The sequence below is a fragment of the Aquincola tertiaricarbonis genome (assembly GCF_023573145.1).
In the GTDB taxonomy this organism is placed as follows: domain Bacteria; phylum Pseudomonadota; class Gammaproteobacteria; order Burkholderiales; family Burkholderiaceae_C; genus Aquincola; species Aquincola tertiaricarbonis_B.
The window spans coordinates 778688-793865 of sequence record NZ_CP097635.1 but is presented as its reverse complement, the minus strand read 5'-3'; the positions used below and the strand labels follow the sequence as shown (position 1 = coordinate 793865).

The window sequence follows — 15178 nt, the reverse complement described above, 5'->3', positions numbered from 1 at the left end:
ACGCGGGCTGCTGTCACTTCTTGGCACCCGAGGCGCCGATGCCGCCGAGATCGACCTTCGGCGGCACGGCGAGCGCAGCCTCGTCGGTGACGGTGAAATTCGCCTTCACACCGTAGCCGAACACCATCGCCGTCAGGTTGCTCGGGAAGCTGCGAACCGCGACGTTGTAGTCCTGTACCGCCTTGACGTAGCGGCCGCGCGCCACGGTGATGCGGTTCTCGGTGCCCTCGAGCTGCACGCGCAGGTCCTGGAAGCCCTGGTTGGCCTTCAGGTTTGGGTAGTTCTCGGTGACCACCAGCAGGCGCGACAGCGCGCTCGACAACTCGCCCTGCGCGGCCTGGAACTTGTTGAACGCCTCGGGGTTGTTGACCAGCTCCGGGGTGGCCTGGATCGAGGTGGCCTTGGCGCGCGCCTCGACGACCTTCGTGAGCGTCTCCTGCTCGAAGTTGGCCTCGCCCTTGACGGTGGCGACTATGTTCGGGATCAGGTCGGCGCGGCGCTGGTACTGGTTCAGCACCTCTGACCAGCTGGCCTTGATCTGCTCCTCGGTGGACTGGAAGGTGTTGTAGCCGCAGCCGGACAGCGCGACCGTCAGCGCGGCGAGAAGGGTGGCGAAGAAGTAGCGCATGGTCAGGGCTCCTGTGGGTGTCGTTCGGAAGTCGGGTCGAAGGAACGGCGAGGCGACTGCGGCAGGGGGTCCTCGGTCGACCACCACGCGGGCCGCACTATCAGGGTGCCCAGCGTGGCGAGCAGCGGCAGCGCAAGCCACGCGAAGCTGAGCTGGGCCACGGCGCCGAACAGCCAGCCGGCGGCCGCCGAACCGAGCGTCTGCCCGAAGCCCGCTGCCGCGGCCAGCCCGCCCATCGTCGCGCCGAGCCGCCGCCGGGAGGCTCCGGCTGCGAGGTAGGAGATCGTCGGCAGCACGAGGCCGGTGCCCGCGGCGGTGAAACTGACGCCGACGTACATCCAGGCGTCGCTGCGGTGCTGCGCCAGCATCGCCAACCCGGCGATCGCCAGCACGAGCCCGGCCGCCATCACGCCGCGGCCGGCGGCACGCTCGAGCAGCCCGGTGAAGAACAGCAGCGCGTTGACGCCGAGCATCACGAGGCTGCACTCGGCGAACATCAGCGAGATCTCGCGCGACGACAACGTCGGGTGCTGCTGGCCCTGCAGCACGATGCCGAGTTCGAAGCCGGCCAGCACGAACATGACCGCGCCGTTCAGTCCCCACAGCGCCATCGCGCGCTTGCGATCGGCAGACGCCGGCAGCGTGTCGTCCTCGGGTGCGGCCGGTGCGACGCGCGGCAGCGTGGCGGCCAGTCCCAGCATCATCATCCCGCCCAGCGCCGCCGACATGACGATCACCAGATTCGTCGGATCGAAAGTGCCTGCGCCGATGCTGGCCAGCGCGACGGACATCTGCACGGCGGCCGCGTTGAGGCCCGGTCCGAACAGGAAGCCCAGCAAAGACATTGCGCCGAGCCACGCGAACCGGCGGGCGCGCTGACCTTGCGGCGTGTGCTCGGCGACAAGCGCGGGTACAACGGGCACGACGGCCGCCACGAAGAAGCCGGTGGCCCCACGTGACGCGTAGATGCCGGCGAGCCCGATCCAGTCGGGCCGCAACAGAGGCAGCAGGCTGGCGACGTAGCCGATCAGACCGGCCACCAGGATGCGTCCGCGGCCCCCGCGGTCGGAGACCAGGCCCCACAGCGGCGCGCCGACCAGCACCCCGGCGGCGTACAGGCCGCTGAGCAGGCCGACATGGCGTGCGACCTCGGCCTGGCCGCCGGCCGCGATCAGTGGCGTCAGCCAGGCCGGCAACAAGGGCATCAGCGCGCCATAGCCGGCGGAGACGACGAAGACAGCGGCCGCGAGCCACGCGAGTTGCCACGGCCCCAGCCCGACCGCCATCGGCGATCGCTGCTCTTCGAGGCGAGGTGAGTTCGTCATCGCGTCGGCCCGGTGGTGGTTCAGAGCATCAGCCGCAGCCCGGCCCGCACCGAGTTCGCGCCCGCGCCGCCGTCGGCGCCGCGCTGCCACTGGCGGCTGATATCGAGGTATGGGGCGACGGTGCGCGTGATCTCGTAGCGCACGTTCAGTCCCCACTCCGACAACGTCGCTCCGGCCTTGATGCCGTCCGACGGGATCGAGCGGGCCGCCCAGTCGATGCCGACGAAGGGCCTGGCGACGAGGCGGTTCGTGAACAGCATGTCGTACTCGGCGCGGGTGCGCGCGAACAGGCGTCCGTCGCTGCGCACGAACGCGGCCACGTCGACGTCGAAAGCGTAGGGTGCCAGGCCGCGCACGCCGATCACACCGTAGTTGCGTGCCGCGGGTTTGAGTTCGCGCCGCAGGCCGAGCTGCAGGTCCCAGAAGGGTGCGACATAGCGGCTGAACAGCGCCTGCACCTCGGCGTCCTCGAGGCGGCCATCGCGGCGCGAGCCCTCGGTGCGCCAGGCGAAACGGTTGTAGTCGGTACCGATCCAGCCATCGGCGCGCCAGGCCGCCACGCTCTTCGAGTCACTGCGGCCGGCATCGATCTCGATGCGGGTGGCCTGGAAAATCGCATCGTCCTCCATCGCTCGGGCGGGTCCGGCCAAGCCGGCCAGTGCCACGGCGAGCGCGAGCGCCAACGAGCCGGTCGGGTGGTTCTTCTTCGTGTTCATGCGTGCGGGTTCCATGACCGGACGGTTCACTTGACGACGATGGCCTGGACCATGCCGGCGGCCGCGTGATAGAAGAGATGGCAGTGGAAGACCCAGGGCCCCGGTTCGTCGAAGCTGGTGTGTACCGTGATGGTCTCGCCCGGCTTGACGATGACGGTGTGCTTGAGCGGAGCGCGCTCGCCCTTGCCGTTGTCGACCACGAAGAAGGCGCCGTGCATGTGCATCGGGTGTTCCATCATGGTTTCGTTGATCAGGCGAATCTCCAGACGCTCGCCGACGCGCGCCTCGAAGAGGGTGGCCTGCGACATCTTCTTGTCGTTGATCGACCAGATGTAGCGGTTCATGTCGCCCGTCAGGCGCATGTCGATCTTCTTCGCCGGGGCCGCGGGCAGTCGCATCGGCGTCAGCGCCTCGAGATCGGCGTAGGCGAGGCGGTCCTTCAATCCGTCGGCGAGCGAGTCGGTCGCCTGCGCGCCTCCCGTCGGCACGCCCCCCATGCCGGGCATTCCACGCTGCATCGGCATGCCTTCCATGCCTCCGTGCATCGCGTGCGGGTCGGCGGGCGCGGGGGCCGGGGTAGCAGGCACCGCGCCGTGCCCGGCATGCGGGTCCACGGTCGCAGCGACCGGCTGGGTCGCCGGCGCAGTACCGTGGCCGCCGCCATGCGCGCCTGCCATCTCGGCCATGGTGCGCACGGGTCGCGACCCCATGGGAGGGATCTCGCCCTCCATGCCGAGCTCGGGTGCGAGCGTGCCGCGGGCGAAGCCGATGCGACCGGATGTCGCGGCAAACAGCGTGTAGGCCTTGCGCTCAGTGGGCTTCACGATCACGTCGTAGGTCTCGCCGTTGCCCATGCGCAGCTCGCGGACCTTCACCGGACGCACGTTCTGCCCGTCGGCCTGCACGACGGTCAGCTCCAGGCCGGGGATCGAGACGTCGAAGAAGTTCATCGCCGAGGCGTTGATGAGACGCAGGCGGATGCGCTCGCCGGGCTTGAACAGTGCAGTCCAGTTGTCCTCGACGCGCTGGCCGTGCACGAGGAACTGCCACTGGCTGCCGCCGTCGGTGGCGTCGGTGGGGTCCATGCGCATGCGCGCCCAGGCCACACGCTCGTTCCAGATTGCCTCCCGCTCTTGCGGACTGCGCGCCGCCTTCAGCTCGGCATAGAGGTCGGGCAGGGTCTGGCGGCGGTCGTTGTAGTAGCCCTCGACCTTCTTCAGGTTTGCCAGTACCGTCTCCGGCGGCGTGTCGACCCACTCGGACAGCATCACGACGTACTCGCGGTCGTAGCCAAACGGCTCGCGGTCCAGCGGATCGATGATCAGCGGGGCGTAGAAGCCGGCGGGTTCCTGCAGGATCGCGTGGCTGTGGTACCAGTAGGTGCCGCTCTGGCGCAAATCGAAGCGGTACTGGAAGGTCTCGCCCGGCTTGATGCCGGGAAACGTCACGCCGGGCACGCCGTCCATGTTGTTCGGGACCTTGAGACCGTGCCAGTGCGCCGCGGTCACCTCGTCGAGCCGATTGGTCAGGGTGATCGTGACGTCACGGCCTTCGTGCATGCGCAGCAGCGGGCCCGGAACCGTGCCGTTGAGGGTGATGGCCGACGCCGGCGTGCCGGTGAAGTTGACCTGGGTGCGCGCCAGCGTCAGTTCGAACTGGGTGTCGACCCGCGAAGACGACAGCGGCAGGGCGAGGTGCGACTCCTTCACGACGGCGTTGGCGCCGAGCGGCCAGGCCAGCACCGTGGCCATGCCGGCCGTGCCCCGCAGGAAGCGGCGCCGCGGCAGGACATGGCATTCGGCGGCCCTCCGGTCGGCGTGGTGGCGGTTCATCAAAAGGACTCCTGTGGGTTCGACGACGGGGTCGGTGATGGGTGGGTCGGTCGGTTGCCGTTCGGCATCAGGCCGACGCGCCTTGCGCGACCGGCGACGGTGCGGCGGGCGAAGGGTGCGGACTGCGGATGCCGGCGAGCTTGGTGCGCTTGAGCATCAGCGCGTTGATCGCAACGATGGCCGAGCTGCCCGACATCGACAGCGCCGCGACCTCGGGCGACAGCGTGAACGGATAGAACACGCCTGCCGCGATCGGGAAGGCAATCACGTTGTAGCCCACCGCCCACCAGAGGTTCTGGTGCATCTTGCGCAGCGTCGCGCGCGACAGCTCGATGGCGCCGACCACGTCGTAGGGGTCGCTCTTCATCAGCACGACCTGGGCGCTTTCCATGGCCACGTCGGTGCCCGCGCCGATGGCGAAGCCGACATCGGCCTGCGTGAGGGCCGGGGCATCGTTGATGCCGTCGCCGACCATGGCGACCTTGTGACCCTGGGCTTGCAGTTCCTTGATCTTCGAGGCCTTCTGACCCGGCAGCACGTCGGCCAGCACGATGTCGATGCCGAGTTCCTTGCCGATGCGCTCGGCGGTGGCCTGGTTGTCGCCGGTGATCATGGCGACCTTGACGCCGCGCTCCTGCAGCTTGGCGATCGTGGCCCTGGAGGTCGGGCGCACCGCATCGGCGATTGCGATCAGGCCGATCAGGCGGCCGCCTCGCGCCACGTGGACGACTGTGCGGCCGCCGCCTTGCAGGCGGGCCGCCTCGGCTGCCAGATCGGCGAGGTCGACGCGCTCCGCCTCCATCAGCTTGCGGTTGCCGAGCAGAACGACGTCGCCGCCGATGGTCGCGCGCGCGCCCTGGCCGTCGATGTTGGTAAATTCGGTCGCCGCCTCTGGCGTGTCCGGGCCGGCGCGCTTGAGCACCGCCAGCGCGAGCGGGTGCTCCGAGAACTTCTCCACCGCGGCCGCGGTGGACAGCAGCTGCGCCTCCGTCGTGCCGGGCGCCGGCACCATCTCGACGACGTCCGGCTGGCCCAGCGTCAGCGTGCCGGTCTTGTCAAACACGACCACCGTCAGCTTGGTGGCGTTTTCCAGCGCCGCGGCGTTTTTGAACAGGATGCCGTTCATCGCGCCGAGGCCGGTGCCGACCATGATCGCCATCGGCGTCGCCAGGCCGAGCGCGTCCGGGCAGGCGATGACGAAGACAGTGATGGTGAGCGTGAGGGCGAACAGCAGCGGCTGACCAAGGACCCAGAACCACACCGCAAAGGTCGTCAGGCCAACCAGGATGGCGATGAGGACCAACCACTGCGACGCCTGGTCGGCGAGCAACTGGCCCGGCGCCTTCGAGTTCTGCGCCTCCTGGACCAGCTTGACGATCTGCGCAAGCGCGGTGTCGGCGCCGACCTTGGTGGCCTGGTAGCGGAAGCTGCCGCTCTTGTTGATGGTTGCGCCGATCACGGCGTTGCCGACCACCTTCTTCACCGGCATCGATTCGCCAGTGAGCATCGATTCGTCGACCTGGGATGCGCCGTCGGTGATTTTGCCGTCCACCGGGATCTTGTCGCCCGGCTTGATGATCACCGTCTCGCCGACCAGCACCTCGGAAGTCGGCACCTTGGTCTCGACGCCGTTGCGCAGCACGGTGGCCATCGGCGGCGCCAGATCCATCAGCGCGCGGATCGCGTCGGAGGCGCCGGCGCGAGCACGCATCTCCAGCCAGTGGCCGAGAAGGATGAACACCAGCAGCACGGACGCCGCTTCGTAGAACACCTCGCCCTCGTAGAAGAAGGTGGCGCCGAGGCTGAACACGTAGCCGGTGCCGACGGACAGCACGACCAGCGTGGCCATGTTCGCCACCTTGTTGCGCGCCGCGCGCCAGCCGGCGACGAAGAACGGCCAGCCGGGATAGGCGATGGCGCCGGTCGCGACGATGAACAGGAAGAGGTTGCGATCCATCCCGAACGGCGTCGCGAAGTCGCCGAACATCTTGCCCATCGGCGAATAGAGGAACACCGGAATCGAGAACAGCAGCGCGACCAGGAAGCGGTTGCGCATGTCGTTGGCCATGTCCTGCATCGACATGCCGGGCGCATGGCCCATGTCGTGCATCATGTCGCTCGTCTGGTGGGCGGCATCGCCGCCGTGGCCGGCGTGCGGGGTGTGTCCCGCGTGCAGCGCATCGGGCGGCGCCTTCGCTGCGGCACTGCTCACTGCAGGCGTCGTGGCGGCGACGTGTCCGGCGTGCCCATGAGTGGCATGCCCGGCGTGGGCGCCATGGCCTTCGTGTCCTGCGTGTTCGGCATGTCCCTCGGGCGGGCAGACGTGGGCGGGCAGCATCTCACCGCGGCAGTGGTAGCCGCACTCGACAATGCGCCGTCGGATGTCCTCCAGCGAGGTCTTCGTCTCGTCGTAGTGCACGGTGGCGCTGCCGGCGACGTAGTTGACGTCGACGTGATGAACGCCGGGGAGCGCCGCGATCTGGCGCTGCACGCCGGCGGCGCTCAGGCTGGAGACCAGTTCGCCGACTTCTACGGTGCTTGTCTTCATGAAGGATCCTTTGGATGGGATGTCAGCGGGCCAGGCGACCGGCCTCGAGGCAATCGGGAGAGAACTCGAACACGATGTCGGGGTCAGGACGCACGAGCTTGTCCTTCCGGCCGGCGTAGTGGAGCCGGGAGAGGATGTCGCGCATCAGGTTGAGACGGGCTAGGCGCTTGTTGTCCGCGCGCACGATCCGCCACGGCGCTGTCGCCGTGTGCGTGCGCATCAGCATGGCGTCGCGCGCGGCGGAGTACGCCTTCCAATGCTTGACGGCCACCGCGTCGATCGGGCTCGACTTCCACTGCTTGAGCGGGTCGCGGCGGCGCTCTTCGAGGCGCTTGACCTGTTCGTCCTTGCTGACGTCGAGGTAGTACTTCAGCAGCTTGATGCCCGATCCGACCAGCATCTCCTCGAACTTCGGCACCGATTGCATGAACTCTGCATGCTGCTCCTTGGTGCAGAAGCCCATGACGTGCTCGACACCGGCGCGGTTGTACCAACTGCGGTTGAACAGCACGAGTTCCTCGGCCACCGGCAGGTGCGGCACGTAGCGCTGGAAGTACCAGCCGCTGCGCTCGCGGTCTGAAGGCTTGGCCAGTGCAACGACGCGGGTCTCGCGCGGGCTGAGGTACTCGACGATGCGCTTGATGCTGCCGTCCTTGCCGGCAGCGTCTCGACCTTCGAGCACGACCAGGATCCGGTCCTGACAGCGGATGAAGTGGCGCTGCAGTTTCACCAGCTCGACCTGCAGCACGTGAAGTTGGGCCTCGTACTCCTCCCTCGACAGGGATCGGTCCGTGAGCGCTGAGGTGTCGGACGTTGGCGCGGTTGCTCTGCTTGCCCCGTCCTCGCTGGTACTGATCTCTTCGCGCTTCTCTTGCTTCTTGTGCTTCTTGGACATGGCGAGCCCCTTAGGCTGTTGGATCCGCGCCGATCAGCAGCACGGTCTCGGAGAGGAAACGGTGCGGCGGCACGGTCAGGTTGGTCGGTGCCGGCACGTTCTTGAACACGCGGCCGGCGAGGTCGAACTTCGACCCGTGGCAGGGGCAGTAGAAGCCGCCGGGCCACTGCGCGCCGATGTCCGGGCTGCCGGGCGTGGGCCGGAAGCCGGGGACGCAGCCCAGGTGGGTGCACACCGCTTCGATCACTGCGAGGTCGGGCCGACTCGAGCGCAACGCGTTGCGAGCAGTTTCTGGCTGCTCCGACCGGCGCGACTGCGGGTCGGCGAGCAGGCTGTCGTGCCGCGCCAGCGCATCGATCATCTCGGGCGTGCGGCGCAGCACGAACACCGGCTTGCCGCGCCACTCCACCGTGCGCAGTTCGCCAGGGCGCAGGCTGGCCAGGTCGACGTCGACCGGTGCGCCCAGTGCGCGCGCCTTCTCGCTGGGCGCGAGCGAGGCCACGAAGGGCACCGCGGTGGCGACCAATCCCGCACCGCCGGCGACCGTTGCCGCGCCGAGCCAGAGCCGACGGTCCGCATCGTCTGGCGAACCGGCAGAGAGGACGGAATTCGTCACGATAGTCTCCCGCAGGGCTGTACTACGTTGTGGACCACGTTCCAGCTCCGGTTGTCTTTTGCATGCGCTCGCCAGCCTCAGGCAGCCGAGGCGCGGTTGCCCAGGGCGGGAACGAAGCGCGGCGTGCGCGCGGCGTAGGAGTCGAACTCGGCGCCGAAGCGCTCGCGCATCTCGCGTTCTTCCGTGACGGCAAGACGCCCGTACATGGCCACCAGGATCGGGAACATCACCAGCGTCAGCAGCGTGGGCCACTGCAGCAGGAAGCCCAGCAGGATCATCACGAAGGCGACGTACTGTGGGTGGCGAATGCGCGCATAGGGCCCGGTCGTCGCCAGCCGATTGGCGCGCTGCGCGTGGTACAGCACGTTCCAGGCCGCGGACAGCAGGTAGAAGCCGAGCCCGAGGAAGACGTAGCTGGCGATGTGCAGCACGCCGAAGTGCGGATCGCCCTTCTCGCCCAGCAGCGTCGACCAGAGGTGCCCGCTGTTGTGCGACATCAGGTCCAGGGAGGGGTACTTCGTCTGCAGCCAGCCCGACATCAAGTAGATCGTCAGGGGGAAGCCGTACATCTCGACGAACAACGCGACCACGAAGGCCGCGAAGGCCCCGAAGGTGCGCCAGTCGCGTCCGGTCTGCGGCTTGAAGAAGCTGAAGGCGAACATCAGAAAAATGGCCGAATTGAGGATGACCAGCATCCACAGTCCGTAGCCGGGTTGGTCGTGACTCATCTGCAGATCCCCTCAGTGGTGGTGGTGCGGCTTCCGGGAACGTCCTTCGGACGCTTCCGGACCTGCAGCGCCGTCGTCCGAAGGCCCCTTGTCATCGTGTGCATCACCGTGGCCGTGGCCGCCGTGCATGAAGATGTGCAGGAACGGTGACGCAGCCAGCAGCAGGTAGGGCAAGGCGCCCAGGGTGTGTGCGCGGTGTTCGGTCAGCAGGAAGAACAGGGCGATCGCGGCAAACACCAGCAGTCCGATGGCATATCGGCTGCGCCAGAAACCGCGCGCTCGGCGGGTTGGCTCGTCGTGGTCATGATCCATGGAAGGACTCCTGTGCGGCTCTCGGTTCGGCCCGGCGATTCGATGGGTTCGACCGGGGCCTTCAGGCGAGTACGAGAGTCACTTGGCCGGAGCGGCAGGAGACATGGGCATGCGGTCCATCATCATCTGCATCATCGACTGCATCATGTCCATGCGTTTCTCCATCATCTGCTGGCGCGCGGCGGCGGTGGGCGCTTTCGCAGGCGCCATGCCTCCCATCATCGACATGCCTTCCTGCATGAGCTTCATGTGCTCGGCCATCAGGGCCTCGCGCTCCGCCGGAGTCTTCGCGTTGGCCAGCTTCTCGTGCATCGCCTGCATGGCCTTCATATGCTTATCCATCATGGCCATGTCGGGCATGCCCGCCGGCTTGCCCGTGGCCGGTGCAGGCATCGCTGCGGAAGCTGCCCCGGCAGGGTGATGGGACTTGTGCTGGTCGTCCTGCGCGAACGAAGCCGCGGACACAGCGGTGAGAGTCGCGACAACGGCGAGGGTGCGCAAACGGAACATGGAAGCCTCCAGGAAGCGAGAGAACGATCGGTCGGCGGTTGGTCGGCCCGGTGGCCGGACAAGGGAGTGATGCCGCGACTTGCGGTCCGACTGTGCGGTCCGACTGTGCGGTCCGTAGTCGGCTACGGAGTCAACAGGTCGGAGCTGCGCGGCGGGCCGCCAGCAAGGGACGCACTGGAGCGTCCGTCGCTGCGGCCCGGGGGTCGCGCGCTACAGCGCGAGCCGGGAGAACTGCACCCGCGGAGGGGGTGAGGGCGGTGGAACCGCTGCAAGAGCGGCGCGGACCAGGGCGGCCGGCGCCATGTGCAGGTCGCTGGCCTGCCTGTGAGGCGCAGGAATCAGGACCAGCTGATCAGGCGTGTCGAACTTGGGAAGTTGCTTCAGCAGCGTCTGCGACGACGCGTCGCAGGACTTCTGGCACGGCGCCTTGTCGGAGTGCTCGCCGTGCTGCGCTTGATCCGCCGCGTGGGGTTGTTGTACAGCGGCCGGCGCCGGCTGGTCTGCCTGCGAAACCTGGATGCCGGCATGCGCCAGTTCGCCGCGCGGTTCCGTCAGACAGGCATTCGCCACGCCCGACAGCAGCGCGAACACCCACACGAGCAACATCGTGAGGGCGATGCTGCGCTTGTGGTGGCGGCTGGCGGTCAGGGTCATGTTCGGCTGGCTTCGTGTGCAGATTCGCAGAATCCATGTTGGAAGTTTCGCCGGTCATTGCATCGGAAAGGTTGATCGTCGTCAAACCAGCTCTGGGGTCAACTACGGAATCCGGACATACCATTCCGCCATGAAAAAAAGGGTGGTAGCAGGCCCCCCGTCACTGGAGACACCCTCTCCCTTGACCATTGGACGCCTTGCCAAGGCAGCCGGGGTGGGCGTGGAGACGGTGCGCTACTACCAGTCTCGCGGACTGCTGCGCGTGCCGGCGGCGAACGGCGGCTTTCGCGTCTATCCCGCTGCGACGATCGACCGAATCGCTTTCATCAAGCGCGCGCAGACACTCGGTTTCACGCTGGACGAGGTGCGTACCCTGCTGGACCTGGAAGACGGCCGCAACCGTCGGGCCATTCAGTCGGTCACCCAGGCGCGGCTGGGCCAGATCGAGGACAAGCTTGCGGACCTGCATCGAATGCGCGGGGCGCTGTCCGAGTTGCTGCATCGCTGCAAGCAGACCGGGCCCATGCAGGCCTGCCCGATCATCGAAACTTTGGCCGGCGCGAGGCCTCCCGTCTGATGGGGCGTGACCCGGACGGGTAGCCCATCCGTCAAAGTCGCTTGGCGCGCGCCAAAGGTACGCCCGACACATTCACCACCGACGCAAAGGGCGTCGCCGCAGTCAGTCGCTGCGCGCCCAGGCCGACTGTCGCTTGGCGCATCGGAACGCCCGACAACTCCACCTCGGCACGGGCGGTCGATGGCGCGTTTCCGCCAAGGCGCTTGGCGACCACCAGCGCGACGCCGGTGGCGGCGCCTTCGGTTCCGGCGGATGCCGCCGACGCCGAGCCGACCGCCAGAGCGGCGAGCGCCAGCAAGGCTGCGATAGTCCTCATGTCCTTCTCCTTCTTCAAAGTGCGCGCTTCCCGGGATCGGCAGTGACGTCTTCCCTGGCTTGCTGCAGGGGAGGAGATCACGGTACGCGGCCCTGGCCGACCAGAACCTGACCGATTGATGACGATATCGTCAGGATCGACCGACAGACGCTTCCGGGAGTGGACATGCACTGCACGCGGCTGCGGTGGCGCCAATGGCGATGGCGCTAAGCTTGCAGGCTATGGAACAAGCCGTCTTGCCGATGACCCCTGCCGCACAGCGGGACGCCCTGATAGACCGTTGGAAGGCCGATCCCCATGCGACGTACCGCACCTGGTTCCTGTGGGAAGAGCGCCTGAAGAACTTCCGCTCGATCCGGCGCGGCATCGGGCAGATCGTGCGCGAGATCGAGGGTGGAAGTTTCGGCAACGTCTATCGGGGCTCGACGCTGGAGACTGTCGTGTCGTCGATCGCCGAGCAGCGGCAGATCTTCAAGGGTGCGGACCACGCCTTCTTGTGGAAGCCCAAGCTGCGCATCCCGGACATCTACGAGAGCGAGGACAACCAGCGTGCCTTCGGGCGACTGCTGCACGCCTGTGACTGCTGTGACACGGCCGAGGCAGTGATCGATGCGATCCGCCGGCTTGACGCCCAGCAGGTCAAGGGCCTGGGGCCGGCCGTGGCCAATCTGCTGTACTTCATCCACCCGACACTTGTCGTCCCGTTCAACACCGCGATCGTGCGGGGCTACAACGCGCTGACCGGCAGCAACGTCAAGCTGGGGCGCTGGGACCACTACCTGTCGATGCGCGAAGGGGTCATGCGCCTGAACGCCGACCATCGCTCGCGCCTGTCCAACGACCTTGGCGCGGTCGCGGGCCTGCTGTTCGACATCGGCTCCGGTCGCTACGACGCGCCGCCGCGCGAGCACGATCTGGCGGCGGCGCGGTCGTGGCAGGCGGACCTCGCGCGCGTGCGGGAGGAGACGGCCGCGCAGCACCGGCAGTGGTCGCTCGAGCGCGAGAGCGACACCACGCATACGGAGATCCAGGGTTGGCTGCGTGATCTCGGCCTCGGCCTGGGCTTCCAGGTGTGGATCGCGTCGAACGATCGCTCGCGCGACTACCTGGACGGACGACTCGGCGACGGCTGCCTCGAGTGTCTGCCCGTCGAGCTCGACGGCGCCGCCGAGTCGGTACGCCTGATCGACGTGGTCTGGCTCGAGGCTGCGGGCGGGCGCGTCGCGGCCGCCTTCGAGGTCGAGCATTCGACCTCCATCTACTCCGGCATCGTGCGCATGCTGGACTTGGCGCTTGGCAGCGCGGTGGCGGCGGGCACCACGATGTTCCTGGTCGCGCCCGACGACCGGCGCGACGAGGTTGCGCAGCAACTGCGGCGCCCTGCATTCTCTCGCGTGTCCGAACTCGGCATCCGCTATCTGCCTTATGGTGAACTGCGCTCGAACCGCGCTGCCATCAGCCGCTTCGGGACGGGTTTGAAGCCGCTCCTGGAGATCTCGCAGACCCTATGACAGGCACGTCGCCGCCAGTGCCCTGCCATAGCGCGATGAGCGTGTCGACACCATTGCCCGCAGACGCCACCAGCGATTCCGGTCGAGTGCGGCTTTACCTGTGGCCACACCGTCTCCTCTACATCGGGCCTGGTCCTTGTACACGATCGCATCGCCATCATGCTGCCCAGGTCTGCTGGGGGGTCGGGGGCACGCTGCGTTCGCGCGCCGAGCCTCGGGGTCAGTGGGAGGAGTGGAACGGGTTTCTCGTCCTGCCCGACCGGCCGCACGCTTTCGATGCCACGGGGGCAACCGTGGCAATGCTCTTCAGGGAGTCCGAGGGTTCCGAGTACGCCTCCATGAGGGCACTGGCTGGCACGGACGACGGCATCACGCCGTTCGAGCCGTCGCAATATGCGGCCATGGGATTGGCGACGCTCGCGAGCGAAGGTGGTGCCATCGATGAAGCGGATGCCATATGCAGAGCTTGGCTCGGTCTGGACAGCATCGTCCCGCGCGTCCGTGATCGAGACGCTCGGCTTGCGCGTGCCCTGCAGCTGCTGCAGGCAAGTATTGACCGACCTGTGCGACTGCAGTCGCTGGCGGACGCGCTGCACGTCTCGTCGAGTTGGCTGAGCCACCGGTTTGTCGAAGAGACTGGCGTACCGCTGCGTCGCTATGTCGTTTGGATGCGGCTGCGACGAGCGGTGGAGGCCGTACTTCAAGGGGCTTCCTGGACCGAGGCTGCTCATGCAGTCGGTTTCAGCGACTCGGCTCACCTGTCGCGTTCCTTCCGAGACAACTTCGGCACTGCGCCCTCTTCGCTGCTCGGTCGCCGGGATCAGATCTCGGTCTGTTTCGACAGGGGGTGACGGGCTGGCTCGGGTCGATTGAGGCGTTTCGCCACGAAGCGCCGGATCGCATGTGCCACGGCGGTGGGCTGGTCTTCGGTGACAAACGGCCCGGAGTCCTCGATCACTTCGACAGCGGCGTCGGGAAACAAGCTTGCCAACCGATGGGCGTGCTCCAGCGGAAAGAATCGGCGTCGCTCGCGAGCCCACGCCAACAACACCGGACGTGGGAACGAACGCAGGCGCTTGGCCACATCCACTGTATACCTGGGGTCGATGGCGCGGACGAGAGCCGCGAAATTGCTTCGTGTTCCCGTGCGCTCTCGCAGGGGGGCGGTGTAGGAACACATGATGTCGGCCGGAATGGCCCTTTCGGTCAGCAGCCCAAAGGCAATGGGCAGTCGTTGTACCCAACGCCAGCGCAAGGTCTGCGCCAGCGCCCACAGACCCCAGGACGTTCGCCCAAACAGTCGCAGGTGCCGAATCGGAAGCGGGACGAAGTTGTCGAATGCATCGCAGGGTGTCAACACGAGGCCTGCTATCCGCTCGGGACGGTCGGCGACGACATGCTGAGCGACGGCACCTCCCGTGTCGTTGGCTACGAGCACCACTTGGTCGAGACCGGCTGCGGTCAGGAACCCGTCGACCATTGCAGCAATGCCGGGTAGGGAAAAGTCGGTACCCGAATGCATGACGAGGGCATGCGCGCCCAGCGGCCAGTCGGACGTGATACAGCGGTGATCTTGCGCCAAGTCTGCGACGACGCCGCGCCACACGTCTCCGTTGGCGATGATTCCGTGCAGAAACACGACAGTGGGGCCTGTGCCGGTGACGCGGTACTCGATCGGGCCTTCTGGAATATGAAGGATGTGGCGCTCACCGAGTACGACTGAAATGGACATGAGGATCTTTGCGAGAGAGTCGAGACGTCGGATTGGAGTGCCGCTAGCGATCGCGGTGCTGGCGCCACGAAGTGATACCGGCCCATGCCAAGAGCCATCTCTCGCGCGCTTGCGACGCGAGCCACCAGCCGATTTGGCGTGTCTGCGGGGTGCATGCCGGCGCTACATCCACAGCGACGCGGTGATACCCGCGTGCGCCGTCGGGATAGGGAGCCGCAGTCGCGCTGCACTGCACACCGTCTCGACCCCAGGCTCGGGCCTCGAGCGTGTGGCGACCG

At 67.3% G+C, this 15178-nt stretch carries 16 protein-coding genes; 3 read left to right on the top strand and 13 right to left on the bottom strand.

The window, feature by feature from the left end; genetic code table 11:
- Positions 1–13 precede the first annotated feature (13 nt).
- From MW290_RS03660 to MW290_RS03610, 11 genes are all read right to left on the bottom strand, one after another.
- Entirely contained in the window at positions 14–628 is a 615-nt protein-coding gene (locus tag MW290_RS03660) for a LemA family protein (protein ID WP_250195953.1), read from the bottom strand.
- A 2-nt stretch (positions 629–630) separates the two neighbouring features.
- Positions 631–1953: an MFS transporter gene (locus MW290_RS03655; protein WP_250195952.1), complete on the bottom strand. Its 1323-nt coding sequence runs from the start codon at positions 1951–1953 to the stop codon at positions 631–633.
- A 20-nt stretch (positions 1954–1973) separates the two neighbouring features.
- The gene (locus MW290_RS03650) at positions 1974–2669 is read right to left on the bottom strand and encodes a copper resistance protein B (protein ID WP_250195951.1); all 696 of its coding nucleotides are present in this window, start codon (positions 2667–2669) and stop codon (positions 1974–1976) included.
- A 26-nt stretch (positions 2670–2695) separates the two neighbouring features.
- Complete coding sequence (locus MW290_RS03645; protein WP_250195950.1) at positions 2696–4501, bottom strand: copper resistance system multicopper oxidase; 1806 nt, start codon at positions 4499–4501, stop codon at positions 2696–2698.
- Between the two features lie 67 nt (positions 4502–4568).
- Entirely contained in the window at positions 4569–7049 is a 2481-nt protein-coding gene (locus MW290_RS03640) for a heavy metal translocating P-type ATPase (protein WP_250195949.1), read from the bottom strand.
- A 22-nt stretch (positions 7050–7071) separates the two neighbouring features.
- Positions 7072–7944 carry a polyphosphate kinase 2 gene (gene ppk2 / locus MW290_RS03635; RefSeq protein WP_250195948.1) on the bottom strand — a complete coding sequence of 291 codons (873 nt, stop codon included), beginning with the start codon at positions 7942–7944 and terminating at the stop codon, positions 7072–7074.
- Between the two features lie 10 nt (positions 7945–7954).
- Positions 7955–8560: a ubiquinol-cytochrome c reductase iron-sulfur subunit gene (petA, locus tag MW290_RS03630; protein ID WP_250195947.1), complete on the bottom strand. Its 606-nt coding sequence runs from the start codon at positions 8558–8560 to the stop codon at positions 7955–7957.
- Positions 8561–8637: 77 nt separating this feature from the next.
- On the bottom strand, positions 8638–9288 hold the full coding sequence (locus tag MW290_RS03625) for a methyltransferase family protein (protein ID WP_250195946.1): 651 nt from the start codon (positions 9286–9288) through the stop codon (positions 8638–8640).
- Positions 9289–9300: 12 nt separating this feature from the next.
- The gene (locus MW290_RS03620; RefSeq protein ID WP_250195945.1) at positions 9301–9600 is read right to left on the bottom strand and encodes a DUF2933 domain-containing protein; all 300 of its coding nucleotides are present in this window, start codon (positions 9598–9600) and stop codon (positions 9301–9303) included.
- 78 nt (positions 9601–9678) lie between these two features.
- Positions 9679–10110, bottom strand: coding sequence for a hypothetical protein (locus MW290_RS03615; RefSeq protein ID WP_250195944.1), 432 nt, complete (start codon positions 10108–10110; stop codon positions 9679–9681).
- 210 nt (positions 10111–10320) lie between these two features.
- Entirely contained in the window at positions 10321–10764 is a 444-nt protein-coding gene (locus MW290_RS03610) for a hypothetical protein (RefSeq protein WP_036228692.1), read from the bottom strand.
- 181 nt (positions 10765–10945) lie between these two features.
- On the opposite strand from MW290_RS03610, the gene MW290_RS03605 reads away from it, so the two are divergent.
- A complete protein-coding gene (locus tag MW290_RS03605) occupies positions 10946–11341 on the top strand; it encodes a MerR family transcriptional regulator (protein WP_250195943.1) in 396 nt (131 codons plus the stop codon).
- A 31-nt stretch (positions 11342–11372) separates the two neighbouring features.
- Here the strand turns inward: MW290_RS03605 and MW290_RS03600 are convergent, their stop codons facing one another.
- Entirely contained in the window at positions 11373–11657 is a 285-nt protein-coding gene (locus MW290_RS03600; protein WP_250195942.1) for a hypothetical protein, read from the bottom strand.
- 221 nt (positions 11658–11878) lie between these two features.
- Between MW290_RS03600 and MW290_RS03595 the strand changes: the two genes are divergently transcribed.
- Both MW290_RS03595 and MW290_RS03590 read left to right on the top strand, forming a co-directional pair.
- Positions 11879–13168 carry a type II restriction enzyme NmeDI-related protein gene (locus MW290_RS03595; RefSeq protein ID WP_250195941.1) on the top strand — a complete coding sequence of 430 codons (1290 nt, stop codon included), beginning with the start codon at positions 11879–11881 and terminating at the stop codon, positions 13166–13168.
- A 299-nt stretch (positions 13169–13467) separates the two neighbouring features.
- Complete coding sequence (locus MW290_RS03590; RefSeq protein ID WP_250196576.1) at positions 13468–14019, top strand: helix-turn-helix domain-containing protein; 552 nt, start codon at positions 13468–13470, stop codon at positions 14017–14019.
- Here the strand turns inward: MW290_RS03590 and MW290_RS03585 are convergent.
- Positions 13989–14900 (bottom strand): alpha/beta fold hydrolase, encoded by a 912-nt coding sequence (locus tag MW290_RS03585; RefSeq protein ID WP_250195940.1) that lies wholly within the window; start codon positions 14898–14900, stop codon positions 13989–13991. The two genes, MW290_RS03590 and MW290_RS03585, sit on opposite strands and share 31 nt — an antisense overlap.
- Positions 14901–15178: the final 278 nt, after the last annotated feature.